The organism is Vreelandella aquamarina (genome assembly GCF_900110265.1).
GTDB lineage: Bacteria > Pseudomonadota > Gammaproteobacteria > Pseudomonadales > Halomonadaceae > Vreelandella > Vreelandella aquamarina.
Map to the genome: position 1 here is coordinate 1 of NZ_FODB01000031.1, position 24004 is coordinate 24004.

17 protein-coding genes, 1 tRNA gene and 1 pseudogene are annotated in these 24004 nt (G+C 58.0%); 12 read left to right on the forward strand and 7 right to left on the reverse strand.

The window, feature by feature from the left end:
* Positions 1–36: 36 nt before the first annotated feature.
* Together BMY49_RS09870 and lolA are read left to right on the forward strand one after the other, a co-directional pair.
* A complete protein-coding gene (locus tag BMY49_RS09870; RefSeq protein WP_089675507.1) occupies positions 37–3312 on the forward strand; it encodes a DNA translocase FtsK in 3276 nt (1091 codons plus the stop codon).
* 148 nt (positions 3313–3460) lie between these two features.
* Positions 3461–4117 (forward strand): outer membrane lipoprotein chaperone LolA, encoded by a 657-nt coding sequence (lolA, locus tag BMY49_RS09875; protein WP_089675488.1) that lies wholly within the window; start codon positions 3461–3463, stop codon positions 4115–4117.
* 46 nt (positions 4118–4163) lie between these two features.
* Here lolA and BMY49_RS09880 read toward each other — a convergent pair whose 3' ends face one another.
* A complete protein-coding gene (locus tag BMY49_RS09880) occupies positions 4164–5489 on the reverse strand; it encodes a replication-associated recombination protein A (RefSeq protein ID WP_089675489.1) in 1326 nt (441 codons plus the stop codon).
* A 238-nt stretch (positions 5490–5727) separates the two neighbouring features.
* Between BMY49_RS09880 and BMY49_RS09885 the strand changes: the two genes are divergently transcribed.
* The 5 genes from BMY49_RS09885 to BMY49_RS09905 all read left to right on the forward strand — a co-directional run bounded on the left by BMY49_RS09885 (position 5728) and on the right by BMY49_RS09905 (position 14593).
* Positions 5728–6273, forward strand: a complete 546-nt coding sequence (locus tag BMY49_RS09885; protein WP_058576913.1) for a hemerythrin domain-containing protein — start codon at positions 5728–5730, stop codon at positions 6271–6273.
* 166 nt (positions 6274–6439) lie between these two features.
* Positions 6440–7237 (forward strand): glutamate racemase, encoded by a 798-nt coding sequence (gene murI, locus BMY49_RS09890; protein ID WP_089675490.1) that lies wholly within the window; start codon positions 6440–6442, stop codon positions 7235–7237.
* A 57-nt stretch (positions 7238–7294) separates the two neighbouring features.
* Positions 7295–8422, forward strand: coding sequence for a tRNA (uridine(54)-C5)-methyltransferase TrmA (gene trmA / locus BMY49_RS09895; protein ID WP_058576911.1), 1128 nt, complete (start codon positions 7295–7297; stop codon positions 8420–8422).
* Positions 8423–8598: 176 nt separating this feature from the next.
* A complete protein-coding gene (locus BMY49_RS09900) occupies positions 8599–13422 on the forward strand; it encodes an NAD-glutamate dehydrogenase (protein ID WP_089675491.1) in 4824 nt (1607 codons plus the stop codon).
* A 154-nt stretch (positions 13423–13576) separates the two neighbouring features.
* A complete protein-coding gene (locus tag BMY49_RS09905) occupies positions 13577–14593 on the forward strand; it encodes a quinone-dependent dihydroorotate dehydrogenase (protein ID WP_089675492.1) in 1017 nt (338 codons plus the stop codon).
* 80 nt (positions 14594–14673) lie between these two features.
* Here BMY49_RS09905 and rmf read toward each other — a convergent pair whose 3' ends face one another.
* Positions 14674–14883, reverse strand: coding sequence for a ribosome modulation factor (rmf, locus tag BMY49_RS09910; RefSeq protein WP_009722578.1), 210 nt, complete (start codon positions 14881–14883; stop codon positions 14674–14676).
* 388 nt (positions 14884–15271) lie between these two features.
* Here rmf and rlmKL point away from each other — a divergent pair, with 388 nt between their 5' ends.
* On the forward strand, positions 15272–17482 hold the full coding sequence (rlmKL, locus tag BMY49_RS09915; protein ID WP_089675493.1) for a bifunctional 23S rRNA (guanine(2069)-N(7))-methyltransferase RlmK/23S rRNA (guanine(2445)-N(2))-methyltransferase RlmL: 2211 nt from the start codon (positions 15272–15274) through the stop codon (positions 17480–17482).
* A 34-nt stretch (positions 17483–17516) separates the two neighbouring features.
* Positions 17517–17852 carry a glutaredoxin family protein gene (locus BMY49_RS09920; protein ID WP_089675494.1) on the forward strand — a complete coding sequence of 112 codons (336 nt, stop codon included), beginning with the start codon at positions 17517–17519 and terminating at the stop codon, positions 17850–17852.
* Positions 17853–17885: 33 nt separating this feature from the next.
* Here the strand turns inward: BMY49_RS09920 and BMY49_RS09925 are convergent, their stop codons facing one another.
* Complete coding sequence (locus BMY49_RS09925) at positions 17886–18167, reverse strand: WGR domain-containing protein (protein WP_058576952.1); 282 nt, start codon at positions 18165–18167, stop codon at positions 17886–17888.
* A gap of 84 nt (positions 18168–18251) precedes the next feature.
* Here BMY49_RS09925 and pdxB point away from each other — a divergent pair, with 84 nt between their 5' ends.
* Positions 18252–19397, forward strand: a complete 1146-nt coding sequence (gene pdxB / locus BMY49_RS09930; protein ID WP_044627786.1) for a 4-phosphoerythronate dehydrogenase PdxB — start codon at positions 18252–18254, stop codon at positions 19395–19397.
* A 76-nt stretch (positions 19398–19473) separates the two neighbouring features.
* Here pdxB and htpX read toward each other — a convergent pair whose 3' ends face one another.
* The 4 genes from htpX to msrB all read right to left on the reverse strand — a co-directional run bounded on the left by htpX (position 19474) and on the right by msrB (position 23242).
* Positions 19474–20379 (reverse strand): protease HtpX, encoded by a 906-nt coding sequence (gene htpX / locus BMY49_RS09935; protein ID WP_044627785.1) that lies wholly within the window; start codon positions 20377–20379, stop codon positions 19474–19476.
* Positions 20380–20493: 114 nt separating this feature from the next.
* Entirely contained in the window at positions 20494–21741 is a 1248-nt protein-coding gene (locus BMY49_RS09940) for a pyridoxal phosphate-dependent aminotransferase (protein ID WP_044627784.1), read from the reverse strand.
* Positions 21742–21796: 55 nt separating this feature from the next.
* Positions 21797–22750, reverse strand: a complete 954-nt coding sequence (gene ylqF / locus BMY49_RS09945; RefSeq protein WP_089675495.1) for a ribosome biogenesis GTPase YlqF — start codon at positions 22748–22750, stop codon at positions 21797–21799.
* 93 nt (positions 22751–22843) lie between these two features.
* Entirely contained in the window at positions 22844–23242 is a 399-nt protein-coding gene (msrB, locus tag BMY49_RS09950; protein WP_089675496.1) for a peptide-methionine (R)-S-oxide reductase MsrB, read from the reverse strand.
* 241 nt (positions 23243–23483) lie between these two features.
* On the opposite strand from msrB, the pseudogene BMY49_RS09955 reads away from it, so the two are divergent.
* Both BMY49_RS09955 and BMY49_RS09960 read left to right on the forward strand, forming a co-directional pair.
* Positions 23484–23663: pseudogene (locus BMY49_RS09955) on the forward strand (transposase); the annotation flags it as partial.
* Between the two features lie 263 nt (positions 23664–23926).
* Positions 23927–24002: transfer RNA gene (locus BMY49_RS09960), tRNA-Glu, on the forward strand.
* The last annotated feature ends 2 nt before the right edge of the window (positions 24003–24004 follow it).

The following is a 24004-nucleotide window of genomic DNA, read 5'->3' on the forward strand; positions in this document are numbered from 1 at the left end:
ACTGTCTGGGTGAATGGCGATAATGGCTATATTGCCATGCAGGTCAGTGGGTTAGAAGTGCTTCCGGGGGCCGGTCTCACGGATTCAGGAGTAAATAAGGCGGTAGACAAGCGAACGCAGCGACAGTCGCGTCAGTCACCATCTAGTTCTAATTCATCGACGCGGGTGAATGCCGCAAAGGATAAGGCGCGCCGGTTTGGCTTGCGCCTGCAAGGATCCGCCCGTGAAGGGGTGGTGGTTGTGATGCTGGCGCTCTGCGTCTTTTTGCTATTGGCGCTGTTTAGCTACCATCCAGCCGACCCCGGCTGGTCGTACCAAGGGCCTGAAACCGATGTGCGTAACTGGATGGGCCCGGTTGGTGCATGGCTGGCCGACGTGCTCTATTCACTGCTCGGGGCCAGTGCCCTGTGGTGGCCGGGAATGTTTGGTTACGCCGCTTGGTGGCTGATGCGCTCACGCCAGGTGCGTTTCGAGCTGGATCCGGTGGCCATTGCCGTGCGCGCAGGCGGTTTGGTGTTGCTAATGTTCGGTACGACCATGCTGGGCGCACTGCACTTTTATCATCCAGATAGCATTCTGCCCTATGCCTCAGGCGGTATTTTAGGCGAAGGGCTCGTCGGTACGCTGAAACCGTTGGTGAGTAGCGGTGGTGTCGGCTTGATTGCCGCCGCGCTAATTCTGATTGGCTTCCCGTTGTTCAGCGGCATGTCGTGGTTACAGGTGGCCGATGAAGTTGGACGCAAGCTGTGCCGTATCGGCGGATGGTTTAGCGCTCGCCGTGCCAAAGGTCGTGAAAAGCGTGCTGAGCGCGCTGCCGTGCGTGCGGCTGCTAAAGCGGCGTCTAAAAAAGTGAAGCAGCGCTCCTGGGCAGAGCCTAGCGATACCAGTGCGGACGCGGTAGATGAGAAAGAAGAGACTCCAGCCGTCAATGCTGTACCTCGCGCCAGTGAATCGCCTGCGCCGCAGGAGCGCCCTGCCGTTAGTGAGCGTTCGCCATCAAGTCGTCGCGAGCGGCGTGAGCCAAGCTTCTCAGCACCTGCAGAAGAGACGCAAGAAGAGACATCTGCTACGGATACCTCCATTCCTTGGGAGGCAGCCACTGTACTGAGCGAACGCCATGGAGCGAAGCCGCAAAGCACCTCAGAGCCTCGGACGGCCGCGCCAGAAGCGACTCCGCCAGCGCCTGCCAAGACGCAGGAGCCAGAAGCGCCCAGTGAACCACTAATGTCGTTATCCGCTAAAGAACCGGAGCCAACGCAACAGCCTGAGTCTGCAGTTGAAAAAGTTCCAGCGCCTAAGCCTGAAACACCTGCGCCAACTGAAACACCCGAGCCGATGCCTAGCCATGAATTGGGTAGCAATAAACCGCTGCGGGTTGAAGATGAGCAGGAGCGTGAGCTCTATGCAGCTTCTGTACCGCTGCGTGCAACGCGCGATGAGCGGGAACCGGAAGCTACTGAGCCATCAGCATCCACCGCGTTTACGAGCCGCCCAGAGCCGGAGTCAGAGCACCCCGAACCAGTAACGCTGCGCAGTGAAGACAGCCAGCCAGCCTACCAAGCCCCCTCCATAGCGGCTGAACCGCGCCGAGAGCGAGTGCCGGAAGTAGTGCCAGAGCCAGTGTGGGGTGACGAAGATGACGATGAGTTATCCGTCAGGCCTGTCGCATCTGCTACTGCCAGCTCGCGCCATGAGCCAACCTTCTCTACCGAGCAAGTTGAGGAGGAAGCGGATAACGGCCCCACGCTGTGGACGGTGGAGCATCTGCAGAACCAGCGCCCAGCGTTTGAAACGCTGCCCGAGCCTGAAGGCGATGTGCCCAGTTTGCAGCTGTTAACTCCCCCAGAGCCGCATCAGCCTAACTATACCGATGAACAGCTGGCGGACATGGCCGAGCTTCTCGAAGTGCGGCTGCGGGAGTACGGCGTCAAAGCTGAAGTGGTGGATACTTGGCCGGGCCCGGTGATTACGCGCTTTGAGATTAAGCCGGCCGCTGGGGTGAAAGTTTCTAAGATCAGCAATTTGGCGAAAGACCTTGCCCGCTCGCTGATGGTGAAAAGCGTTCGCGTAGTAGAGGTCATTCCCGGTCGGCCAACGGTGGGGATCGAAATTCCTAACCCGCACCGCGCGATGATTCGCCTGCGTGAAGTGATCGACTCTGACCGCTATCAGCAGGAGAGCTCACCGCTAACGATGGCGCTGGGCCAAGATATTGGCGGTGGGCCGGTGGTCGCGAACCTAGGCAAAATGCCCCACCTGCTGGTGGCCGGTACGACCGGTTCGGGTAAATCGGTGGGGGTCAACGCGATGCTGATCTCCATGCTGCTCAAGGCTAAACCCGATGAGCTCAAGCTGATCATGGTCGACCCCAAGATGCTGGAGCTATCGGTGTATGACGGTATTCCGCACCTGCTGGCACCGGTGGTTACCGATATGAAAGAGGCGGCCAACAGCCTGCGCTGGTGCGTGGCGGAAATGGAGCGTCGCTATAAGCTGATGGCGGCGATGGGCGTACGTAATATTGCCGGCTTTAACGCCCGCCTAGACGAAGCCGAGCGTGCCGGCGCCCAGGTGGCCGACCCATTATGGGAGCCGCAGCCCTGGGAGATGCACCAAACGCCGCCGGTGCTGGAGAAGCTGCCCTACATCGTGGTGGTCATCGATGAGTTTGCCGATATGTTTATGATCGTCGGCAAAAAAGTCGAAGAGCTGATCGCACGTCTGGCACAAAAAGCGCGGGCTGCCGGTATTCACCTGATTCTTGCCACCCAGCGTCCATCGGTGGATGTGGTGACTGGTTTGATCAAGGCGAACATTCCTTCGCGAATGGCCTTCCAGGTCTCCTCGCGAATTGATTCGCGTACCATTCTGGATCAAGGAGGGGCAGAGAGCCTGCTGGGACACGGGGATATGCTCTACCTGCCCGCCGGTTCCGGGCCGCCTAATCGGGTTCACGGTGCCTTCGTGGACGACGATGAAGTCCATCGGGTGGTCGATGATTGGAAGCGTCGCGGCGAGCCTGAGTACATTGAGGAGATTCTTTCCGGCGGTGTTTCTGCGGATGCACTAACTGGGCTTGAAGCGGAAGGGAGCGATGGCGACGATGCCGAGCAGGATGCGCTTTACGATGAAGCGGTGCAGTTTGTGACTGAGACCCGTAAGGCCTCGATTTCTGCCGTGCAGCGGCGATTTAAAATTGGCTATAACCGAGCGGCACGCTTAGTTGAAGCCATGGAGGGCGCAGGCGTTGTCTCCTCTATGGGCACCAACGGCGCTCGCGAAGTGCTGGCACCGCCGCCGGTTGGTCACTAAGCGTGGCCTCACCAATCATGCAATAAGCGTGAAAGTCGCGCCGCAGGCGAAACCCTGCGGCGCTTTTTACGTCTGAGAGGCATACGGAACGTCTTATCGCTCCTTGCCTCGTCCGCTATTCGGCAATGAATGCCTAGGGAGAAAGAACATGCGCGAACCCTCTAACCGTCGCTCACCTGCGTTGGTACTTGCCGCCAGTGCGCTCGGGTTAACCTTTGCTACACCGATGACAGCGTGGGCCAATGAGGCCGCAGAGCGGCTTACCGAGCGCTTGGATCCTCTGGAAAACTACCACGCGACTTTTGAACAGCAGATTCTGGATGGTGGCGGTGAGCGTCTTCAGAGTGCCCGTGGGGAAATGTGGTTATCGCGCCCGGGTATGCTGCGTTGGGAAGTTGAAGCTCCGTATTCGCAAACCGTGGTCTCTGATGGTGAAGATGTCTACCTTTACGATCCAGATCTTGAGCAAGTGACCGTGCAAGCGATGGATGACCGTGTTACCCACACGCCCGCGCTATTGCTGTCAGGTAGCGCCGATGAGCTAACCGCCAGCTACGATGTGTTTTACGAGCAGCAGGACGGCGATGACGTGTTTACGCTGATTCCTACGCTGGCAGACACGCTATTTGAAGAGCTGAGCATGGTCTTTGAAGGCCAGACCCTGACCGAGCTGTGGATGATGGATAGCACTGGCCAGCGCACCGCCATCACCTTCAGCGACATTACTCGCAATGGCAGCATCGATCGTGGCCTATTTGATTTCCAGGTTCCTGAAGGCACCGACGTTATCCGCGAAGAGCTTTAAATCTCTGGCGGTTACTTCACCATGTTAACGTAGTTTATCAGGCACTTTAGGGTGCCTGATCTGCTTCCTGATCCCGCTGCTCCCGCCACGCCATGATTTCCCCAAACCGCTTCTCCTGGCCAAACGGACTCGGCTCGTAAAAGCGTGTTTTCGGCACGCCTTCCGGCCAACAGTCGTGAGCGCTGCCCGCTGGATAGCCATCCGCTTCGTTATGAGCATATCGGTAGCCCTCGCCATGGCCTAGCTGCTCCATCAGTTTGGTAGGTGCGTTGCGCAGGTAGGTGGGTACTTCCACCTGGGGCTGCTGCTGGACAAACTGCTGGGCGCTTTTCCAGGCCCGGTCAATGCGGTTACTTTTAGGTGCCACTGTCAGATGAATCGCTGCATGGGCAATCGCCCGTTGGCCCTCATAATCGCCTAGGCGCAAATAGGCATCCCAGGCGGCGATGACGAGCGGCAGGGCGCGCGGGTCGGCATTGCCCACGTCTTCCGAGGCAATGGCGGTTAAGCGCCGCACGATATCCAATGGGTCGCCGCCGCCCTGGATAAAGCGCGCCATGTACAAAAGTGCGGCATCAGGGCGCGACGATCGGATCGATTTATGGATGGCGGATAGCAGGTCATAGTAAGCATCGCCTTGCTTATCAAACGCGCTGGACTGATGGCCGACTACATCCGCCAGTACCGCTTTGCGTAGCACCTCGCGACCATCTTGCTGTTCGGTAAAATCACAAGCCGTTTCCAGTAGCCCTAAGGCTCTCCGGGCATCCCCCGCGCTAGCGTGGGCGAGGGCTTCCAGTACGCCAGGCTCTATGTCAATTGGTCGCTTGCCCAGGCCGCGCTGGTCATGTGCCAATGCTTGCTGCATCACCTGAATGAGCTCTTGCTGGGTTAGTGGCTTTAGCACATAAACACGCGCGCGTGAGAGCAGCGCTGAGTTCACCTCGAAGGAGGGGTTTTCAGTGGTGGCGCCAATCAGCGTTAACAGGCCGGACTCCACATGAGGCAGCAGGGCGTCCTGTTGGCTCTTGTTCAAACGGTGAATCTCATCTAAAAAGAGAAGCGTGGGCGAGGAGCGCTGGCGAGCGCGCTCTACCACCGCACGAATCTCTTTTACGCCAGCCATCACCGCACTTAGGTGCTCAAGATGCGCTTCAGACGCACGTGCTAACAGCTCTGCCAGGGTGGTCTTGCCTACGCCCGGTGGCCCCCACAAGATCATAGAGCGCACTACGCCCGACTCCGCCATGCGGCGCAGCGGTTTGTCCGGCCCCACAAGCGCCTGCTGGCCAATGTAGTCATCAAGCGTCAAAGGGCGCATGCGAAAGGCAAGCGGAGCGTCTTCACCTGGAGTGGCTTCAAAAAGATCCATATAAACTTCCGTTTTAAATCGAGGCGTTGAACAATTAACGCTTAATAAGTGTCTGTGGTAAATAGGGTAATGTCAGACTACCTTGTGGCATAACAATAAGAAGCGCCCGCCAGCGTTAGTAATCTTAGAGGCGCAAGGCAGGGATTAACGCTAGTGTAGTAGAACCCAGCTCATGATCGCGTGCCTAATGCTCCGTAGGGAGAGCGGCAGGCATGACACTTACGAAGGAGGCGGCACGATGTTAAACCAACTGCGTCTAGATCATGCCAACATGGCGCGAATGCTCCATGTGCTGCAGCTAAAGCATAAAACCTTGGCCAACGGCGAGCGGCCCGACTTTCAACTGATGCGTGAGGTGGTCGATTACATTTTGTCCTACATGGATGGTTTTGCTACGCCCCTTGAGCGCATCTGCGTTGAACGCCTCAAAACCCAGGCTCCAGAGCACCTCCCGCTGATGGAGCAAATGACTAACGACTATCGCGAGCTAAAGCCGCGCTTAATGCGTCTGTCCCAAGATATCGATATGATCCTGATGGACAACATCCTGCCCATGGATCGCTTTGCCGAAGATCTCAAAGCGTACCTGGAAGCCCACCGCGGCTATCTGCGTCACGAGCGCGAGGGGCTTTTCCCCCTGATCGATAAGTACTTCAGCGAAGAGGATATGGAGGAGCTACGTCAGGCCCTGCCCGAAGGGGCCGAAAAAGAGCTGGAGCGTCTGCAACTCGCCTACCCAGAGCTTTACGCTGAACTATGCGGTGCGGAAGTTCCAGCACTGTAACTCCTGTCAAATGTGAATCCTTCAGAGCCGAACGGGGCGTGTTAAACTGGCGCCCCGTTTGTATTGGGCGGCTGAAAAGCTGAGTCATTGCGTGGCGGCCGTTGCCAGTAGTGCCACTATTTAATGGGGTAGGTTTCAACATGGCGGACTGTGCAGGTGAAGGGTGATGTCAGGGCCTATACTGATTTTTGATTCCGGCGTGGGCGGGCTTTCCGTTGCTCGTGCGCTGCGCCAGCACTATCCATCGGCTGCCCTGTGCTACGCCTGCGACAACGCTTGGCTACCTTACGGCCTGCGCGACGATGCGACCCTCGCTAAGCGGATTGTGATGGTTTGCCAGGCGGCAGTCCAAGCGTGCCAAGCCAGCGTGCTGGTGGTTGCCTGTAATACTGCCAGCACCCTTGCCCTAGAAGGGCTGCGCCAAACGCTCTCAATTCCTGTCATTGGTACCGTGCCCGCGATTAAACCGGCAGCGCTGATGAGTACATCGCGCCATATTGGCTTGTTGGCGACGACGGCTACAGTGAATCGCCCCTATACCCAGGGGCTAATCGACAGCTTTGCCAGTGACTGCGTGGTGACCAAAATAGCGGCAGATGCCCTGGTTACCGAAGCTGAAGCGTGGCTAGCCGGAACGCCGCTCAACGCACCGCGCATTCAGCAAGCGCTAGCGCCGCTATGGCAAGCCACCCTAGAGAGCCCAGCGCTAGATACTGTCGTGCTTGGCTGCACCCACTTTCCGTTGCTGCAACCACTATTAGTCACGCTGGCACCAGCGCCTATCACATGGGTAGACTCCGGTGATGCCATTGCCCGCCGGGTGGGGCAAGTGGCCACTACCCTAGTGAGCAGTGCACACGATGGCCGTTGCTTCACCACGGCGCCTGCTCAGGCGCTTACCGATGGCTTCGCCCGCTACGGCTTTCATGAACCACGGCCGCTCGTACTGCCCGGTGCCCGCTAGGCGGCGGTGAATAAACGTCTTTTTTCCTATTTTAATATTGAGTGATGAGGAGCCACCTTGGCGATCCCTACAGTAGATCCAGCACGCTACGACGAACAGCTGGCTGAGAAGCAAGCCTATGTGGAAAGCACCTTTGCCGCGTTCGATACGCCTGCCCTGGAGGTGTATCCTTCGCCACCCAGCCATTATCGCCAGCGTTGCGAGTTTCGCATTTGGCATGAAGAGGACGACCTCTTTTACGCTATGTTCGAGGTCGACCCGGAAAACCCCAAAAACAAACGAGTGGTTCGGTTAGATCAGTTTCCGGTGGCCAGCGCCCATATCAATGAGCTAATGCCTAAGCTGCGCGACGCCTTTCTCGCCAGCGACGAGTTGCGCCGTCGTCTATTCCAGGTGGAGTTTTTAACCACGCTCTCGGGGCAAGCGCTGGTCACGTTGATCTACCATCGCCCGCTGGGCGATGCCTGGGAAGCCGAAGCCCGCGCGCTGGAAAAAGCCCTAGATATCATGATCATTGGCCGTTCGCGTAAGCAGCGTCTGGTACTGACCCAGGATCACGTATGGGAGCGGCTCACGGTGGATGGCCGCACGCTGCACTACCAGCAGGTAGAAAATAGCTTTACCCAGCCCAACGCGCATATTTGCCAAACCATGCTGAGCTGGGCTAAAGAAGCCACGCAAGGCCGCCAAACAGAAGATCTGGTGGAACTATATTGCGGCAACGGCAACTTCACCATTGCGCTGGCTGAGAACTTCCGCCGCGTGCTGGCCACCGAGATTTCGCGCACCTCTGTCGCTAGCGCCAACGTCAACCTTGAAGCCAATGGCGTGACCAATGCCCACGTGGCCCGCATGTCGGCGGAAGAGTTTGCACTGGCACTGAAAGGGGAAAAAGAGGGCCGCCGCGTGGCTGAGATGGCGCTGGACGAGTATGACTTTTCAACCGTGTTAGTCGACCCGCCCAGGGCCGGGCTAGATGAGCAAAGCTGCCAACAAATCAGCGAATACGCTCAAATCGTCTATATTTCATGCAACCCGGCCACGCTTGCCGAAAACTTAACGCTACTGACTAAGACCCACGATATTGAGCGTTTTGCGCTATTTGACCAGTTCCCGTTTACCCACCACTGTGAGTGTGGTGTGTTGCTGACCCGTCGGCAGCCACAAGTGGACTCACAAAGCTGATACGCTGAACTTGTCAATAGTGCTTATGATGCACAAGCGGCATACTCCATGAATAACCTGTCAGATGGTTAGGGTGGCGGTCCTGGGTAGCGTAAGCTAACAGGTAGAGTGGCCTAAAGGCCTATTGTCCTTCGTTTTTTGGCCTATGTAGTGGCCCCAGGCAGTCGAGGTGATGGATGCATTACGTTGCGATTGAAGAGAGTCGGCAGGATCTTTTAAAGCAGCTAAAAGAGCGATTGGAAGCGCGACTGGAGCCAGCAAGGGCGGCCGCCATCGAAGCCTTTGCGCGCCACTTTTACGCCACGGTACCAGTGGAAGACCTAATAGACCGTCGGTTGGATGACCTTTACGGCGCGACGCTCTCCATCTGGCAGTTTTTACAGCACCATGACCCGCAAAGCCCCAAAGTGCGTATTTTTAACCCGGACTTTGAAGAGCATGGTTGGCAGTCGACCCACACCTTTGTGGCGGTGCTCCATGAAGACATGCCGTTTTTGGTCGACTCCGTGCGCATCGAACTCAACCGTCGCGGCCTAACGGTACACGCCATTCAAAACGCCGTGTTCGCCGTGGCCCGTGATAGCCAGCATCAGCTGAAGGCGCTCACCTCTCCCAAAGATGAGAATGCACCGGACGCCCGTGAATCGCTGATCGTCATCGAAGTCGATCGCCACACCGACGCTGAGTTCCTGGCAAAAATCGAGCGTAATCTGCACGAAGTGCTGCGCGATGTGCGTACCGCCGTGAGCGATTTCGATGCCATGTGTGGTCAGATTACTTCCGCCATTCAAGAGCTGGAAAAGAACTGCCCACCGCAAATTGACCCGGATGACCACGAAGAAGCCATTGCCTTCCTAGAGTGGCTGTTGAAGGATAACTTCACCTTCCTAGGCTACGACGAGTACCTGCTGGACGGTAACGAGCTACAGCGCGATCCTAACAGCGTGCTGGGCGTATTCCGCCTAGATCAGCCGCGCTACCGTGAGCGTATCCGTACCGAAGAGGGCATCGGCGAGCACGACGACTACGTGCTGGTGCCGCAACTGCTCTCGTTCGCCAAAAGCGCGCACCACTCCCGCGTGCATCGCCCCACTTATCCAGACTACATCACCGTCGACCGCTACGACGATGACGGCAATGTGATCGGCGAGCGTCGTTTCTTTGGCTTGTTCACCGCCACGGTATACAACGAGTCGCCGCGCAATATTCCGCTGCTGCGCCGCAAGCTCAAGGCCGTGATGGATATCGCCGGCTTCAACCCCCAGGGCCACAACGGCAAGCAGCTGCTGCAGGTGTTGGAAGTCTACCCCCGCGATGATCTATTCCAGATCAGCACGGAATCCCTGGCCAGCACCGCGTTGGGTATTCTCAATATTCGTGAACGCCGCCAGGTGCGCCTGTTTATCCGCGCCGATGTCAGCGGTAAGTTCTACTCCTGCCTGGTGTTTGTACCACGGGACGTGTTCTCTACCGACCTGCGCCAGCGCATTCAGGGCATGCTGTGTGATGAGTTGGATGCCCACTTTGGCGACTTCAATACCTACTTATCCGAGTCGGTGCTGGCGCGTATCCAGCTCATTCTACGTTTTAACGGCGACGCCCCCAGCCAGTACGACCTGAAGCGTTTGGAGAGCAAAGTCGCCCGCTTGGCGCGCAGCTGGCGCGACGAGCTGCAGGAAGCCATGGTCGAAGGTTTTGGTGAAGAGCGTGCTAACCATCTGATCGATCAGTTCCACGATGCGTTCTCCGCTAGTTACCGGGAAGACTTCAATGCCCGCACGGCGGTATTTGACGTTCACCACCTGTTAACCTTGGATAGTGGCAATGACCTGTCGCTATCGCTCTACCGCCCGCTGGAAGAGCAGGCGGGCGGCATGAACCTGAAACTGTTCCACCGCGAATCGCAAATTCCGCTCTCTGATGTGTTGCCGATGATGGAAAATCTCGGCCTGCGCGTGATTGGCGAGCGCCCCTACGATATCAATGCGCCGCAGCAGCGCTATTGGATTCACGACTTTGAGCTGGAACATAGCCGCGAAGGCGTCAACCTGAGCGAAATGCGCGACACCTTCAGCGAAGCGTTCAAGCGCATTTGGGCAGGCGAGGCCGATAATGACGCCTTTAACCGTCTGATTATCAGTGCTGGCCTGGACTGGCGTGAAGTGGCTATGCTGCGCGGCTATGCCCGCTATTTGAAACAGATCCGCTTCGGCATGTCCCAGGACTACATCGCTGCAACGCTGGCCAACTATCCGGCCATCACCCAAACCCTGGTTGAGCTGTTCCGCTTACGTTTCGACCCGGCCCAACAGCCCAGTAACCTAGACGACTGCTTAGCACGCCTTAACGAGCACCTGGAAGGCGTTGCCAGCCTCAATGACGACCAGCTGCTGCGCCGTTTCATGGAGCTGATCCAGGCCACGCTGCGCACCAACTATTACCAGAAAACTGGCGATGGCCGCTTCAAGGATTACATTGCCTACAAGCTTGAACCGTCGAAAGTAACGGGTATGCCCAAGCCGCGTCCGGCCTACGAGATTTTCGTCTGCTCGCCGCGTGTCGAAGGCGTTCACCTGCGCGGTGGCAAAGTGGCGCGTGGCGGCCTGCGCTGGTCGGACCGTCTTGAAGATTTCCGTACCGAAGTGCTGGGCCTCGTTAAAGCGCAGCAGGTGAAAAACGCGGTAATCGTGCCCGTTGGTGCGAAAGGCGGCTTTGTGTGCAAACGCATGCCGGAAAACGCCGACCGCGAAACCCAGCAGAAAGAAGGCATCGCGTGCTACCAAATCTTCATTCGCGCGCTGCTGGATGTCACCGATAATCTCGTGGGTGGCGAGGTGGTACCGCCGCAAAACGTGGTGCGTCACGATGAAGATGACACCTACTTAGTGGTTGCCGCAGATAAAGGCACCGCTACTTTCTCGGACATCGCCAACGCAATTTCCATTGAGTATGGCCACTGGCTGGGGGATGCGTTCGCCTCTGGTGGCGCCAATGGCTACGACCACAAGAAAATGGGGATCACCGCACGGGGCGCCTGGGAGTCGGTCAAGCGCCACTTCCGCAACCTGGGCGTCAATACCCAGCAGGACCTGTTTACCGTGGTGGGTATCGGTGACATGGCCGGGGACGTGTTCGGTAACGGTATGCTCCTTTCCGATAAGATCCAATTGGTGGGCGCCTTCAACCACCTGCACATCTTCGTCGACCCGAACCCGGATGCCGCAGCGGCCTTTGCCGAGCGCAAGCGCCTGTTCAATCTGCCGCGCTCCAGCTGGGAAGATTACAGCAGCGAACTGATCTCCCAGGGGGGTGGGGTGTTCAGCCGCAGCGCCAAGTCGATCACCATCACGCCGGAAATGCAGCAGGTGTTTGGTATCGAAGAAACGCGCTTGTCTCCTAACGATCTGATTCGCGCCATGCTCAAGGCGAAGGTGGATCTGATTTGGAACGGCGGTATCGGCACCTATGTGAAAAGCTCAGAAGAGACCGATGCGGACGTGGGCGATAAAGCCAACGATGCGCTGCGCATCAACGGTAAAGAGCTGAACTGCCGCGTGGTCGGCGAGGGCGGTAACCTGGGCCTGACCCAGCGTGGCCGGATGGAAGCCGCCGCCAACGGCGTGCGCGTCTACACCGACTTTATCGACAACGCGGGCGGCGTGAACTGCTCGGATCACGAGGTCAACATCAAAATCTTGATCGATGAAGTGGTCAAGCGTGGCGATATGACCGACAAGCAGCGTAACCAACTGCTGGCTGACATGACCGAAGAGGTCGCCGACCTAGTGATTCTGGATAACTACCGCCAGACCCAGGCACTGGACCTGTCGGAGATCTTGTCTCACCAGGGCATGGGGCCGTACCGTCGCTTCATCAGCGAGCTGGAGTCCGCCGGTCAAATCGACCGCGAGCTTGAATTCCTGCCTGCCGATGACGTTCTGAAAGAGCGTGCCAGCAACAACCAGGGCATGCGCCTGCCGGAGCTGTCGGTACTAATCTCCTACGCCAAGAGCACCCTGAAGGGCGACTTGATCAACTCTGACGTGCCGGACGATCTCTATATTCATCGTCATCTGGAGCGCTTGTTCCCCGCCGTGCTCACCGAGCGCTATCAAACCGAGATGTATGACCACCGCCTAAAGCGGGAAATCGTGGCAACGCAGGTGGCTAACGACCTCGTTGATCACATGGGCATTGTGTTCGTACGCCGCTTGATGGATTCGACCGGTGCTGGCCGAGCCGACATTGCCCGCGCTTACGTCGTCGCCCGGGATGCCTTCAACCTGACCGATTTGTGGGCGCAGATTGAAGCACTGGATAACCAAGTGCCCAGCCGTGTGCAGTACTCCATGATGCTGGACCTGATGCGCATGATTCGCCGTGCAACACGCTGGTTCCTGCGTCAGCATCTGGGGCTTTCGACCCAGGACACCATTGAGTACTTCGGTCCGCGCTTAGCGCAGCTGCAGGAGAGCATTGGCGAGTTGCTTAGCGGTGAAGAGCAGGTCGCATGGCGCAAGCGCTGCGACGAGCTGCAAGCCGCTGGTGTGCCAGAAGCATTGGCTGCTACCGTGGCAGCGGCACCGAGCCTCTACGCTGGTCTGGGCATTATTCAAGCTGCCCGCATCACCAACGAGAAACCCCAACGAGTCGCCGAGGTGTTCTACGAAATCGGCAGCCGCCTGGAGCTACCCTGGATGATTCAGCAGGTCACGCACCTTGAGGTGCGCGACTCCTGGCAGGCTCAGGCGCGGGAAACCTTCCGCGATGATATCGACCGCCAGCAGCTAGCGCTGACGACAAGCGTCTTGAAGCTGGAGGCGGGCAGCCGCGACACCCAGGAGCGGGTGGCCCAGTGGTTGGAGCAGCACGCCGAGCTACACCGCCGCTGGTGCCGCTTGATCGACGAAGTGCGTGGCGGAAGCGAAGGCGGATTCGCGCTGTTTGCCGTCGCGGTTCGTGAGTTGGTGGATTTAGCGGAGAGCGATAGCAAAGCATAAGCCCTTACGGGTTCTATGAGAAAAGCTACGTTCTAACGAAAAGCCGCGCCCTGGGAGACCAGGACGCGGCTTTTTTCATTCTGCGAAGAGGGGGCGATGTGCGTTATACTGCGCCCGCCCCGCACTTCGCCCACCGCTCAGGAGAGTCTTGCTAATGTACCCAATTGCCCGCTCGCTGCTATTCCGCCTGGACCCCGAAACTACCCATAGCATGGCGCTGAACGCGCTTGACGCGCTGCATAAGGTGGGCGGTATTAAGCGTGTGTATGGCGAGCCGGTGAGTGATCCTGTCGAACTCATGGGGCTGCGCTTTCCTAACCGGGTCGGGCTTGCCGCCGGGCTGGACAAAAACGCTGACCACCTTGATGCGCTGGGCGAGCTGGGGTTTGGCTTTGTAGAAGTGGGCACCGTGACCCCTAAAGCACAGCCGGGTAACCCCAAACCGCGCCTGTTTCGGCTAGCTGGGCATGAGGCGATCATCAACCGCTTTGGGTTCAACAACAAAGGGGTGGAGCATCTTGTTGCCCAGGTTAAAAAGCGCCACTACAACGGCATTGTGGGTATCAATATCGGTAAGAACTTAACCACCTCGGTTGAGCATGCGCTGGATGATTATCTGGCCTGCCTCAACGCGGTGCACGGCTCGGCGGACTACATTGCGGTGAATATCTCATCACCCAATACGCCGGGGCTGCGTACGCTGCAGTTTGGCGAACAGTTAGATGCTCTTTTGGGACCCATTCGCGCTAAAAGCCGCGAGCTGGATGCCCAGGCAGGCCGCAACGTGCCGTTGCTGGTGAAAATTGCCCCAGACATGAGCGAAGAGGAAGTGGCATTAGTGGCAGGCAGCATTGCCCGTAACGAGCTAGATGGCGTGATTGCCACCAATACTACCGTTTCCCGGGACGCGGTCAGTGATGACCCCCAGGCTCAAGAGGCGGGTGGGCTTTCCGGTAAGCCGGTGTTTGAGGCGTCCAACACGGTGATTCGTCTGCTGCGCGCCCATCTCCCCACGCTGCCAATTATTGGGGTGGGCGGTATTGATAGCGGTGAAGCGGCAAAGGCGAAAATGGCCGCTGGTGCGGACTTAGTACAGCTCTATTCAGGCTTGATTTACCAAGGCCCAGCGCTGGTACAGCAGTGTGCGAAAGCGCTCAAGCAGGGTGAATGAAGCGGCCACCACTGGGGCATTAAAAAGCCCGCTTGGCAGCGGGCTCCGTTCTCCAAATGTATGTATAAAAGGTAAATAAACTAGGTCATAACCATGGGGTTTTTATGAATACCGGAAACGCCGGTCATTCCATCCCACTGGTCGCCGCGACCTTCACGCCAACCGCTCATCCAATACTCGCGTAAATTGACATCTTGACTGGGACAATCATCACGGGAGCGACCCGTAATGCCCGCTTTATAGCCGTGAACATAAGCCCGTTGGAAGCGATCACGTTTTTGTCGTTTCATTGGCTAACCTCTTTGCATGAAAGCCTTTGATAAGAAGTAGGTCACAAGGCAACGTAGTAACAGCAGGCCCATAGGCGTGCTTTACCCAGATTGCCAACACCACTTCGAGAAGTGACTTCAAGTTCAAGAGTGAGCTGCTGCCTCAGCGCTAATGCCTAGCACTCACGTGCTGAACGGAAGAAGCGGCAAGCTCAGACAAGCCATGGGTCGTTACCGGTGTTATGAAACATGCACAATAATGACCCTGACAAGCAACACATGCGTTTTTAGTAGCTACCCTCTTATTGTTAGACCATGATGGGGTCACTTGTCGACCATCAAATTGTCATAAGACATACATTCATTTGCCATATACAGGAATATCGCGCGGTTACGCGCGGCGATCACCATGACCGAGCTGAGCCAAACTGCCCCCCTAAACCTCCTGGCGACCTGCCCTAAAGGCATTGAAGGCTTGCTGGCGGACGAACTCACGGCCCTGGGCGCCGAACCGGGTAAAACCACTGTGGCGGGTGTCTATTTTTCTGCCGACCAAGCCACCGCCTATCGGGTATGTTTGTGGTCTCGCTTAGCAAACCGCGTGATTTTGCTACTGGCGCGTGAAGCGATGATAGAGACCGCAGAGCAGGTGCGCGATGTGGTTGCACGCATCTCCTGGAGCCAGCACCTTGTCCCCGGTAAGACGCTGGCCGTGGATTTTCATGGCCGCAGCGACCACATTCGCCACACGCGGTTTGGCGCACAAACGGTGAAAGATGGCGTGGTGGATGCGCTACAGCTGGCCGGTCAAGAACGGCCCAATGTCGATACCAAAACCCCCGACCTGCGCATTTACGCCCACCTGCACCGGGCCAACCTGAGCCTAGGGATCGATCTCTCTGGCGAGAGCCTGCACCGCCGTGGCTACCGCCGCGATGTGGGCCACGCGCCGCTTAAAGAGAACCTAGCGGCAGCACTGCTGGTGCGGGCCGGCTGGCCAGAGCGGGCCAAAGCGGGGGAGCCACTGATTGACCCGCTGTGCGGTGCGGGTACGCTGCTGATTGAGGCGGCGCTGATGGCAGCTGACCAAGCCCCTAACCTGAACCGCGAGCGGTTTGGCTTTCACGGCTGGGCAGGCCATCAAGAGGCCGTATGGAGTGAATTAAAACGCGAAGCTGAAGCACGCGCCTCGATTGGCCGCAAACGCTGCAAAACGGAACTGATGGGCTTTGATCAAAGCCCGGCAGCGCTGACCGCCGCGAAATCTAACGCCATGCGGGCGGGCATTCCTGCGCTGATAACGCTCCACGGCCAGAGCCTTGCTCAACTAACCCGGCCAGAGACCCTGACCGCCGAGCAGGGGCTATTGATCACCAATCCGCCCTACGGCGAGCGCTTGGGCGAGCTGCCTGAGCTGGTGCAGCTTTACGCCCAGCTCGGTGAAAAAGCTAAGGCGCTGTTCCCCGGTTGGACGCTAGCGATGTTTACTGGCAACCCGGATCTTGGCCACCGCTTAGGCCTGCGTGCCCATAAACAGTACGCGCTAAAAAACGGCGCGCTGGATGCCAAACTGCTGTTAATGGAGATTGGCAGTGTTCGTCCTGCGCCTCAGCAAAGCGGTGAGCCGTCAGAAGCGGGCGTGGCGCCCCAGGCAAGCAGCACTGCAAAACCGGCGGTGTCGGAAAATGCGCAGATGTTTGCCAATCGTCTAGCGAAAAACCAGAAACGCCTGAAAAAGTGGCTGAAGCAGAGCGGTGAGACCTGCTACCGCATTTACGATGCCGATATGCCGGAGTACGCGCTGGCGGTAGATCGTTACGGCGACCGCGTGCATGTGCAGGAGTACGCCGCGCCCAGCTCTATTAACCCGGCGCAGGCGCAAAAACGGCTGTTCGATGCCCTGGAAGTGCTGCCCGAGGCGTTGGGTGTCGACCCTAGTAAGATTTATGTCAAACGCCGCGAGCGGCAAACCGGTGCGGCCCAGTACCAAAAGCGCGAAGCCAGCGGCGAGCGTTTTGAAGTGCAGGAGGGCAGCGCTCGGCTATGGGTCAACCTGCGCGATTATCTGGATACTGGCCTGTTTCTGGACCACCGTCCGGTACGTCGGATGCTCGGCGAGATGGCCAGCGGTAAGCGCTTTCTCAACCTGTTCTGCTATACCGCGACGGCCACTGTGCAAGCCGCGCTGGGCGGGGCCAGCGACAGCGTTAGCGTGGATATGTCCAACACCTACCTGGAGTGGGCGCGGGACAACTTTGCGCTCAACAAGCTCGACCCAAGGCTGCACCGCGTGGTGCGTGATGACTGCTTCCGCTGGCTGGAAACCGCCAACGCGCAGTTTGATCTGATCTTTATGGACCCGCCGACCTTCTCAAACTCGAAGAAGATGCGCGACACGCTGGATGTGCAGCGCGACCATCCGCGCTTAGTGGAACTGGCCATGGCACGCCTAGCCCCTGGCGGTACGCTGGTGTTCTCCAACAACCAGCGGCGCTTTAAGCTGGATGAAGCGCTGCGCGAGCGCTACGCGGTAGAGGAGATCACCACGCGCACCTTCGATCCAGATTTCCAGCGGCGCACCAATCTGCATCACGTGTTTTTGCTGCGCCACTCGTCATGATCCACTCCTCCTGAGCCGATAAAGAGCAAGGGCGATGATTGAACTATCGATTTACACGACGCTGGGGTGCCATTTGTGCGCCCAGCTAGAGGCGCTGGTGGCCACACTGGCCAACCAAGAGGTGAGGCTGCATCACATCGAGATCAGCGACGACGACGCACTGGTGGAGCAATACGGCACACGAATTCCGGTGTTGGTGGATGCCAACGGCGTTGAGCTGGATCGCGGCTTCGATGTGGCGCGCTTAAGCCACTGGTTGAGCGAGCGGGGCTGGTTGGATGAGGCGGCACTTGCCGCGCTCACCACGCCGCCGGAACAAGCGCCCCCCGTGGGGGTGCATCAGCGCAACGGGCGGCGCTTCTTAGGCTAACGAAACGGGCGAATCCGGCTAACAGGTGATGCGTCAGAGTGCGTCTAATAGCGACAGCTGGCGCATCGCTTCCTGGCCTGCCGGTGTGTGGTCGGCGGCTTCCAGCACCTTGCGGAATCCGCGGGAGGATTGAATCGTTGCTTCATCCTCCAGCCACATCTGTGCTTGCTCCAGGCTATCCGCTAACTGGTGCTTCAATCCGCCAAACTGGGTGCCGATTTGTCCCCAGGCGCGGCTGAAAATCCAGTCGCCGAACATATCCTGGTGAATATGCACCAACACATAGTCATGGTCGGTTTCCCAGCGTACGATCACACCCATCTCCTTAACGACTTCTTGATCATGCCTGCACAGCAAGCCATTGCGGGCGTATTGTAAAGCCCGGATACTAAAACGCCTATGAAACTTGTTATCGACGCTAATATCCCCGCCGCCGACGCCTGTTTTGGGGGCGTGGGTACGTTGCACCGCCTGCCGGGCCGCGAGATCCGAGCGGCTGACCTGCAAAATGCCGATGCGCTGATCGTGCGCTCCATCACTCAAGTGAATCGCGCGTTACTTACCGATAGCCCGGTGCGCTTTGTGGGCACCTGCACCATTGGCACCGACCACATTGATCTCGATTATCTCAAAGAGCGCAATATTGGCTTTGCCAGCGCGCCGGGGTGCAATGCGGAGGCGGTGGTCGATTATGTGCTCAGCAGCCTGCTGACGGTGAGCGAGCGAGAAGGCTGGCCGCTGCTGGAGCGAACCGTGGGTATCGTCGGGGCAGGCAATGTGGGTAGCCGTTTGCAGCGTCGCCTACAGGCGCTCGGCGTTGCGGTACGGGTGTGTGACCCTCCCAGGGCGGAACAAGAGGGCGCAAGCGGCTTTGTGTCACTCGATAAATTGATTGGTGAGTGCGACGTGATTTGCCTGCATACCCCGCTGGTGAAGGCTGGCCCTCACGCCACCTATCAACTGCTGAACGCCCAACGCATCAACGAGCTGGCCCCTGGTACGCTGCTGCTAAACGCTGGGCGTGGCGACTGCATTGATGGCCTAGCGCTGCGCAGCCGTTTGGCAGGGAAGGGTGATATCACCGCCGTGTTAGACGTTTGGGAAGACGAGCCGGGCATTGATGCAGGGCTGCGTGATTTGGTCGCTTTAGCAACGCCACATATTGCCGGACATAGTCTGGATGGCAAGCTGCGCGGCACCTGGATGATTCAGCAAGCGTTGGCAGCGCAGTTAAACCAGCCCAGCGGTATGCCGTTTAGCGAGCTCTGCCCGCCGCCAGCCCTGGCCACGCTAACGTTGCAGAGCGCACTGCCGGTGGAAGAGGCACTTCGGCTGTGTGTTCGGGCCGTGTATGACGTGCGCCGTGACCACGATGCCTTGCAGCGTCAGGTGACGCACCAGGGGATTGCCAAGGGCTTTGATAGCTGCCGCGCCAACTACCCGCTGCGCCGCGAGTTCGCCACGCTCACCGTCTTTCTGGAAAACGACGCTGTGTCATTGCAGCCGTCGCTTCAGGCGGCAGGCTTTCAGGTGCGCTGCGGCTAACACGCATCATTGGTTTACCTAAACGCACAAGGCCCGCATTGGCGGGCCTTGGCGTATCTTATTGAGCGTTCACAGCTTACTGACGGTAAGCGGCTTCTTTTAGGGCGCGAATACGGTCATCCAGCGGCGGGTGGCTGGCGAACAGCTGCTCGACCAGCGAGCGGGTCTGGCCTTTGGTGATGGCCATCGCACGCAGGGTGTCCGGCATTTGGTCGGGCATCTCGGTTTCGGCCTTCAAACGTGCCAGGGCGTTGACCATTGCACCGGTGCCTGCCAAGCGGGCACCCGCTTCATCAGCCCGGTACTCGCGGTAGCGAGAGAACCAAGCCACAATCGCGGAAGCGACGATGCCAAAGACGATTTCTGCCACCATCACCACTGCAAAATAGCCCATAAAGCCCAGGCCACCTTCGCCGTCGCTGCGGCTTTTCAGGAAGCTATCGACCAAGTGGGCGACAATGCGGGCGAAGAACATCACGAAGGTATTCACCACGCCCTGAATCAGCGCCAACGTCACCATGTCGCCGTTAGCCACGTGGCCAATTTCGTGCGCCAGCACCGCGCGAACTTCTTCAGGACGCATGCGGTTGAGCAAGCCCGCCGATACCGCTACCAGGGCATCGTTTTTATTCCAGCCGGTGGCAAAGGCGTTGGACTGCTGGGCGGGGAAAATGCCCACTTCCGGCGTCTTAATGCCCGCTTCGCGGGAAAGCTCGGCCACGGTGTCTACCAGCCACTGCTCGGTGGCGTTCGACGGGGTTTCGATAATCACCGTGCCGGTTGAGCGCTTCGCCATCCATTTGGAGATAAACAGCGAGACCAGTGAGCCTGCCATACCAAACACAAAGCAGAAGATCAGTAGGCTGGTGAAGTTAATGCCTTGGCTGTTGAGATAGCTCTCAACGCCAAACAGGCGCAGGGTAATGCTGGCGACCAGCAACACCGCTAAGTTAGTGGCTAAAAACAGCACGATTCGCATCATGGGTTAAGATCTCCCTCAAGGTCATAGCAAGTGTTAATGGAATGATGGCTTAGATACGTGCTTTTCATGTCAGTTTCAAGTCGCTGGTTGTGCGTCGATAGCTGCTGTCGATAACTATTGGCGATAGCGAGACAAGAAATTGGCAAAGCGGTCAAGCGCGTCACCGAGCTGGTCGGCCCAGGGCAGCGTGACAATGCGCACGTGGTCAGGTTCTGGCCAGTTAAAGGCGGTGCCTTGTACCAGAAGTATTTTTTCCTGCAACAGCAGATCCAGCACCAGCTGTTGGTCATCTTTGATGTTGAACACTTTGGGGTCTAAACGCGGGAACGCGTAGAGCGCGCCTTTGGGCGTCACACAGGAGACCCCAGGAATTGCGTTGAGCTTCTCAACGGTAATGTCGCGCTGAGCCAGCAAACGCCCGCCCGGCAGAATTAAATCGTTGATCGACTGATAACCGCCTAGCGCCGTTTGAATGGCGTGCTGGGCAGGAACGTTGGCGCATAGCCGCATTGAGGCCAGCATAGTAAGGCCTTGAATGAAGTCCTGCGCCCGCTGTTTGGCCAATGTGCCGGAAATGCTCATCCAGCCAGAGCGAAAGCCCGCGCAGCGGTAGCTTTTAGACAGCCCGTTCATGGTGATCACCAGCTGGTCATCGTCGGCCAGCGCGCCGGTAGAGGTGTGCTCAACGCCGTCATAGAGAATCTTGTCGTAGATCTCATCGGAGAACACCACCAGATTGTGCTCTTGGGCGATATCCAACACTTCCCGCACCACTTCCGGCGGGTAGACCGCACCGGTGGGGTTATTGGGGTTGATAATCACAATGGCGCGGGTGCGGCTGGTGACTTTTGCGCGAATATCGGTGATATCCGGTGCCCAGTCGGCCTGCTCGTCGCACAGGTAGTGCACGCCGTGGCCGCCGGAAAGGTGAGCGGCTGCGGTCCATAGCGGGTAGTCCGGGGCGGGGATCAGCACTTCGTCGCCATCGTTCAACAGCGCCTGCATGGCCATGACGATCAGCTCGGAAACGCCGTTACCAATATAGATATCTTCGATACCCACCCCAGGAATCTGCTTACGTTGGCACTCCTGCATGATTGCCTTGCGGGCGGAATAGAGGCCTTTGGAATCACAGTAGCCCTGGGCGGTGGGCAGGTTGCGCATCACGTCCTGCAAAATCTCTTCCGGCGCTTCGAAGCCAAATGGTGCCGGGTTGCCAATGTTGAGCTTCAAGATTCGCTGGCCTTCCTCTTCCAGGCGCTTGGCGTGGTCGAGTACCGGGCCGCGAATGTCGTAGCAAACGTTGTGCAGTTTGTGTGATTTTTTCAGCGTGTGTGATTCTCTAGGCTGCGGGGTGTCCATGGGGTGCGTTATCCAAAAGTGTCCAGTGCCGTGGAAGTGTTTGACGTGTGACTCATTATGCGTCGGATGAGGCCGGGCTGTCTTGGTCGTTTTGCGCTGGCGGCGGCGGAATATCTGCTGGGGTTTCCAGCGTGACGCGGCCAAGCTTGCCATCGCGTAACTCATGCAGCAGTACTTCCGCGCCGCGGTGCAGGTCTACTTCGCCGCCAGGGCGCAGGCCGCCGCGTTTTCCGGCGATTTCTTTGAGAATGGCGTGGCCGTCAAACCCGGCAATAGCAAGAAAATCAGGCTTTTTCGGGCCGTCGGCGTCGACTTCCTCCACCACGGGGGCTTCGTAGGTGGGCAGCGCTTTTAGCTTATAGCGGGCGGTTAGCTCGGCGGGGTAGCGTTTGGCAAGCTCCGCGCAGGCAACAATGGCCACATCGGTATATTCAATGGCGGTATCGCGAATCGCACCGCTGGCCGCCAAGCGGTAGGCGCTGGCCTGGTCTTCGATTTTGGGCCAGAGCACCCCTGGGGTGTCGATGAGCGCGACTCGGCCATCAATACGCACTTTTTGCTGGCGCTTGGTCACCGCAGGCTCGTTGCCGGTTTTGGCAATTTTGCGCCCGGCTAGGCCGTTAATTAGTGTTGATTTCCCTACGTTGGGAATGCCCATCACCATCACGCGCACGTCGCGGTCGGCACGCACCGCCCCCGCTAGCTCGTGGCAGAGCTTGGGGATTTTTTTTAGCTCGCGGGTATTGGTGGTGGTAATCGCCAGGGCGCGAGTGTCTGCCTGGGCATCAAAAAAAGCCACCCACTCGTCGGTACGGGCGGGGTCTGCCAGGTCGGCGCGGGAAAGAATTTTCAGCACCGGCTTATGGCGGGTCAGCTCGGCCAGCATGGGGTTTGCGCTGGAGTAGGGCAGGCGCGCATCGAGCACCTCGATGACCACATCGATTTCTGGCAGCGCGTCCTTGATCTGGCGGCGGGCCTTATTCATATGTCCGGGGAACCAGCCGAGCATGGGTTTCTCCTACAAGCACAAAAATACAAGCATAAAAAAGCGGGCGACCATTCTAGCAGATGGTGCCCGCCTTGCCGTGCTTCCTTTCGGTGGTTACTCGTCAGGGTGAAACTCTAACGAGACCGAGTTGATACAGTAGCGCAAACCGGTGGTGTCAGGAGGTCCATCGGGAAAGACGTGGCCCAGATGAGCGTTGCAGTGCGAGCAGACCACTTCGGTGCGAATCATGCCGTGGGACGTATCGCGGTGCTCCTCGACACAACGAGCCCCCAACGGGCGATCAAAGCTGGGCCAGCCGCAGCCCGCATCGAACTTATGCTCATTCTCGAACAATGGCGCGTGGCAGCAAACGCAGTGATAGATACCTTGGGCATCGCTCACTTGGTAGTCACCGGTAAACGGCCGTTCGGTGCCTTTCTCCCGGGTAACCCGGTACTGCTCGGGAGTAAGCTGCTTGCGCCACTCGTCGGGGGATTTTTCAATTTTCGCCATGGGAATCTCCTCTCCCTCTGGTTACCGTTAATCAGAGGCTTACTTGGCAGACTAGCCTATCACCATTAGGCCTTCTTATGGCTAATGACAATAGGCTGCCTGTCCAAGTTCAGCATGTGCGAAAGTGACAAAATCCGCCAGTGGGCTTTATACGCTTGCAGCACCGCCGTTGCTGCGTGGGTCGTGAGCGCTCTCAATCAGCCCGTCTGGGTGGCGCACAATGCCGCCTGCGTGGCCCATGGTGTTGGTGAACAACCTGAAATCGGTTTCATCACGCCGGATACGAATACTTAATACCCACCTACCTCGGCAAAGCAAAAGTGCAGCGCTCTGGTTGCGCTCCTGCTTTGCCTGTAGTGCCGGTGGGGCAACTATCGAAACACTGAGAGAGTATGTGCAGAGTCAGGCTACACCTGATTAGAACCGCTGCGCGCTTCCCGCTTGTACCCCCGCCCGATTGGGAGAGAGGTTACGCGGGGTTTTGCTAAAAGGCGTGCTCTGGCACTAAGTTTGCGCATCGCCTAGACGCATCGCTAGAGTAGGGGGGTATTCTGCAGGCGGCACCTGGGTGTTGCCATGCAAAGCCATGCAAACAAGGGGGCAATAAACGTTTCTATATCAGAGTGCTTGACAGCTAGGTGAGGTCTGGGTAACATACGCGCCACCTCGACGAGGCAATGAAACGTCCCATTCGTCTAGTGGTCTAGGACACCGCCCTTTCACGGCGGTAACAAGGGTTCGAACCCCTTATGGGACGCCACT

Excerpts from the sequence above, each read along its gene's own strand:
- BMY49_RS09880 (WP_089675489.1), bottom strand. The coding sequence starts at position 5,489 with ATGGATCTTTTTGAAGCCACTCCAGGTGAAGACGCTCCGCTTGCCTTT.
- BMY49_RS09920 (WP_089675494.1), top strand. The coding sequence starts at position 17,517 with ATGATTGAACTATCGATTTACACGACGCTGGGGTGCCATTTGTGCGCC.
- lolA (WP_089675488.1), top strand. The coding sequence starts at position 3,461 with ATGCGCGAACCCTCTAACCGTCGCTCACCTGCGTTGGTACTTGCCGCC.
- BMY49_RS09905 (WP_089675492.1), top strand. The coding sequence starts at position 13,577 with ATGTACCCAATTGCCCGCTCGCTGCTATTCCGCCTGGACCCCGAAACT.
- BMY49_RS09885 (WP_058576913.1), top strand. The coding sequence starts at position 5,728 with ATGTTAAACCAACTGCGTCTAGATCATGCCAACATGGCGCGAATGCTC.
- rlmKL (WP_089675493.1), top strand. The coding sequence starts at position 15,272 with ATGACCGAGCTGAGCCAAACTGCCCCCCTAAACCTCCTGGCGACCTGC.
- pdxB (WP_044627786.1), top strand. The coding sequence starts at position 18,252 with ATGAAACTTGTTATCGACGCTAATATCCCCGCCGCCGACGCCTGTTTT.
- rmf (WP_009722578.1), bottom strand. The coding sequence starts at position 14,883 with ATGAAACGACAAAAACGTGATCGCTTCCAACGGGCTTATGTTCACGGC.
- ylqF (WP_089675495.1), bottom strand. The coding sequence starts at position 22,750 with ATGCTCGGCTGGTTCCCCGGACATATGAATAAGGCCCGCCGCCAGATC.
- htpX (WP_044627785.1), bottom strand. The coding sequence starts at position 20,379 with ATGATGCGAATCGTGCTGTTTTTAGCCACTAACTTAGCGGTGTTGCTG.
- msrB (WP_089675496.1), bottom strand. The coding sequence starts at position 23,242 with ATGGCGAAAATTGAAAAATCCCCCGACGAGTGGCGCAAGCAGCTTACT.
- murI (WP_089675490.1), top strand. The coding sequence starts at position 6,440 with ATGTCAGGGCCTATACTGATTTTTGATTCCGGCGTGGGCGGGCTTTCC.
- BMY49_RS09900 (WP_089675491.1), top strand. The coding sequence starts at position 8,599 with ATGCATTACGTTGCGATTGAAGAGAGTCGGCAGGATCTTTTAAAGCAG.
- BMY49_RS09940 (WP_044627784.1), bottom strand. The coding sequence starts at position 21,741 with ATGGACACCCCGCAGCCTAGAGAATCACACACGCTGAAAAAATCACAC.
- BMY49_RS09870 (WP_089675507.1), top strand. The coding sequence starts at position 37 with ATGCAGGTCAGTGGGTTAGAAGTGCTTCCGGGGGCCGGTCTCACGGAT.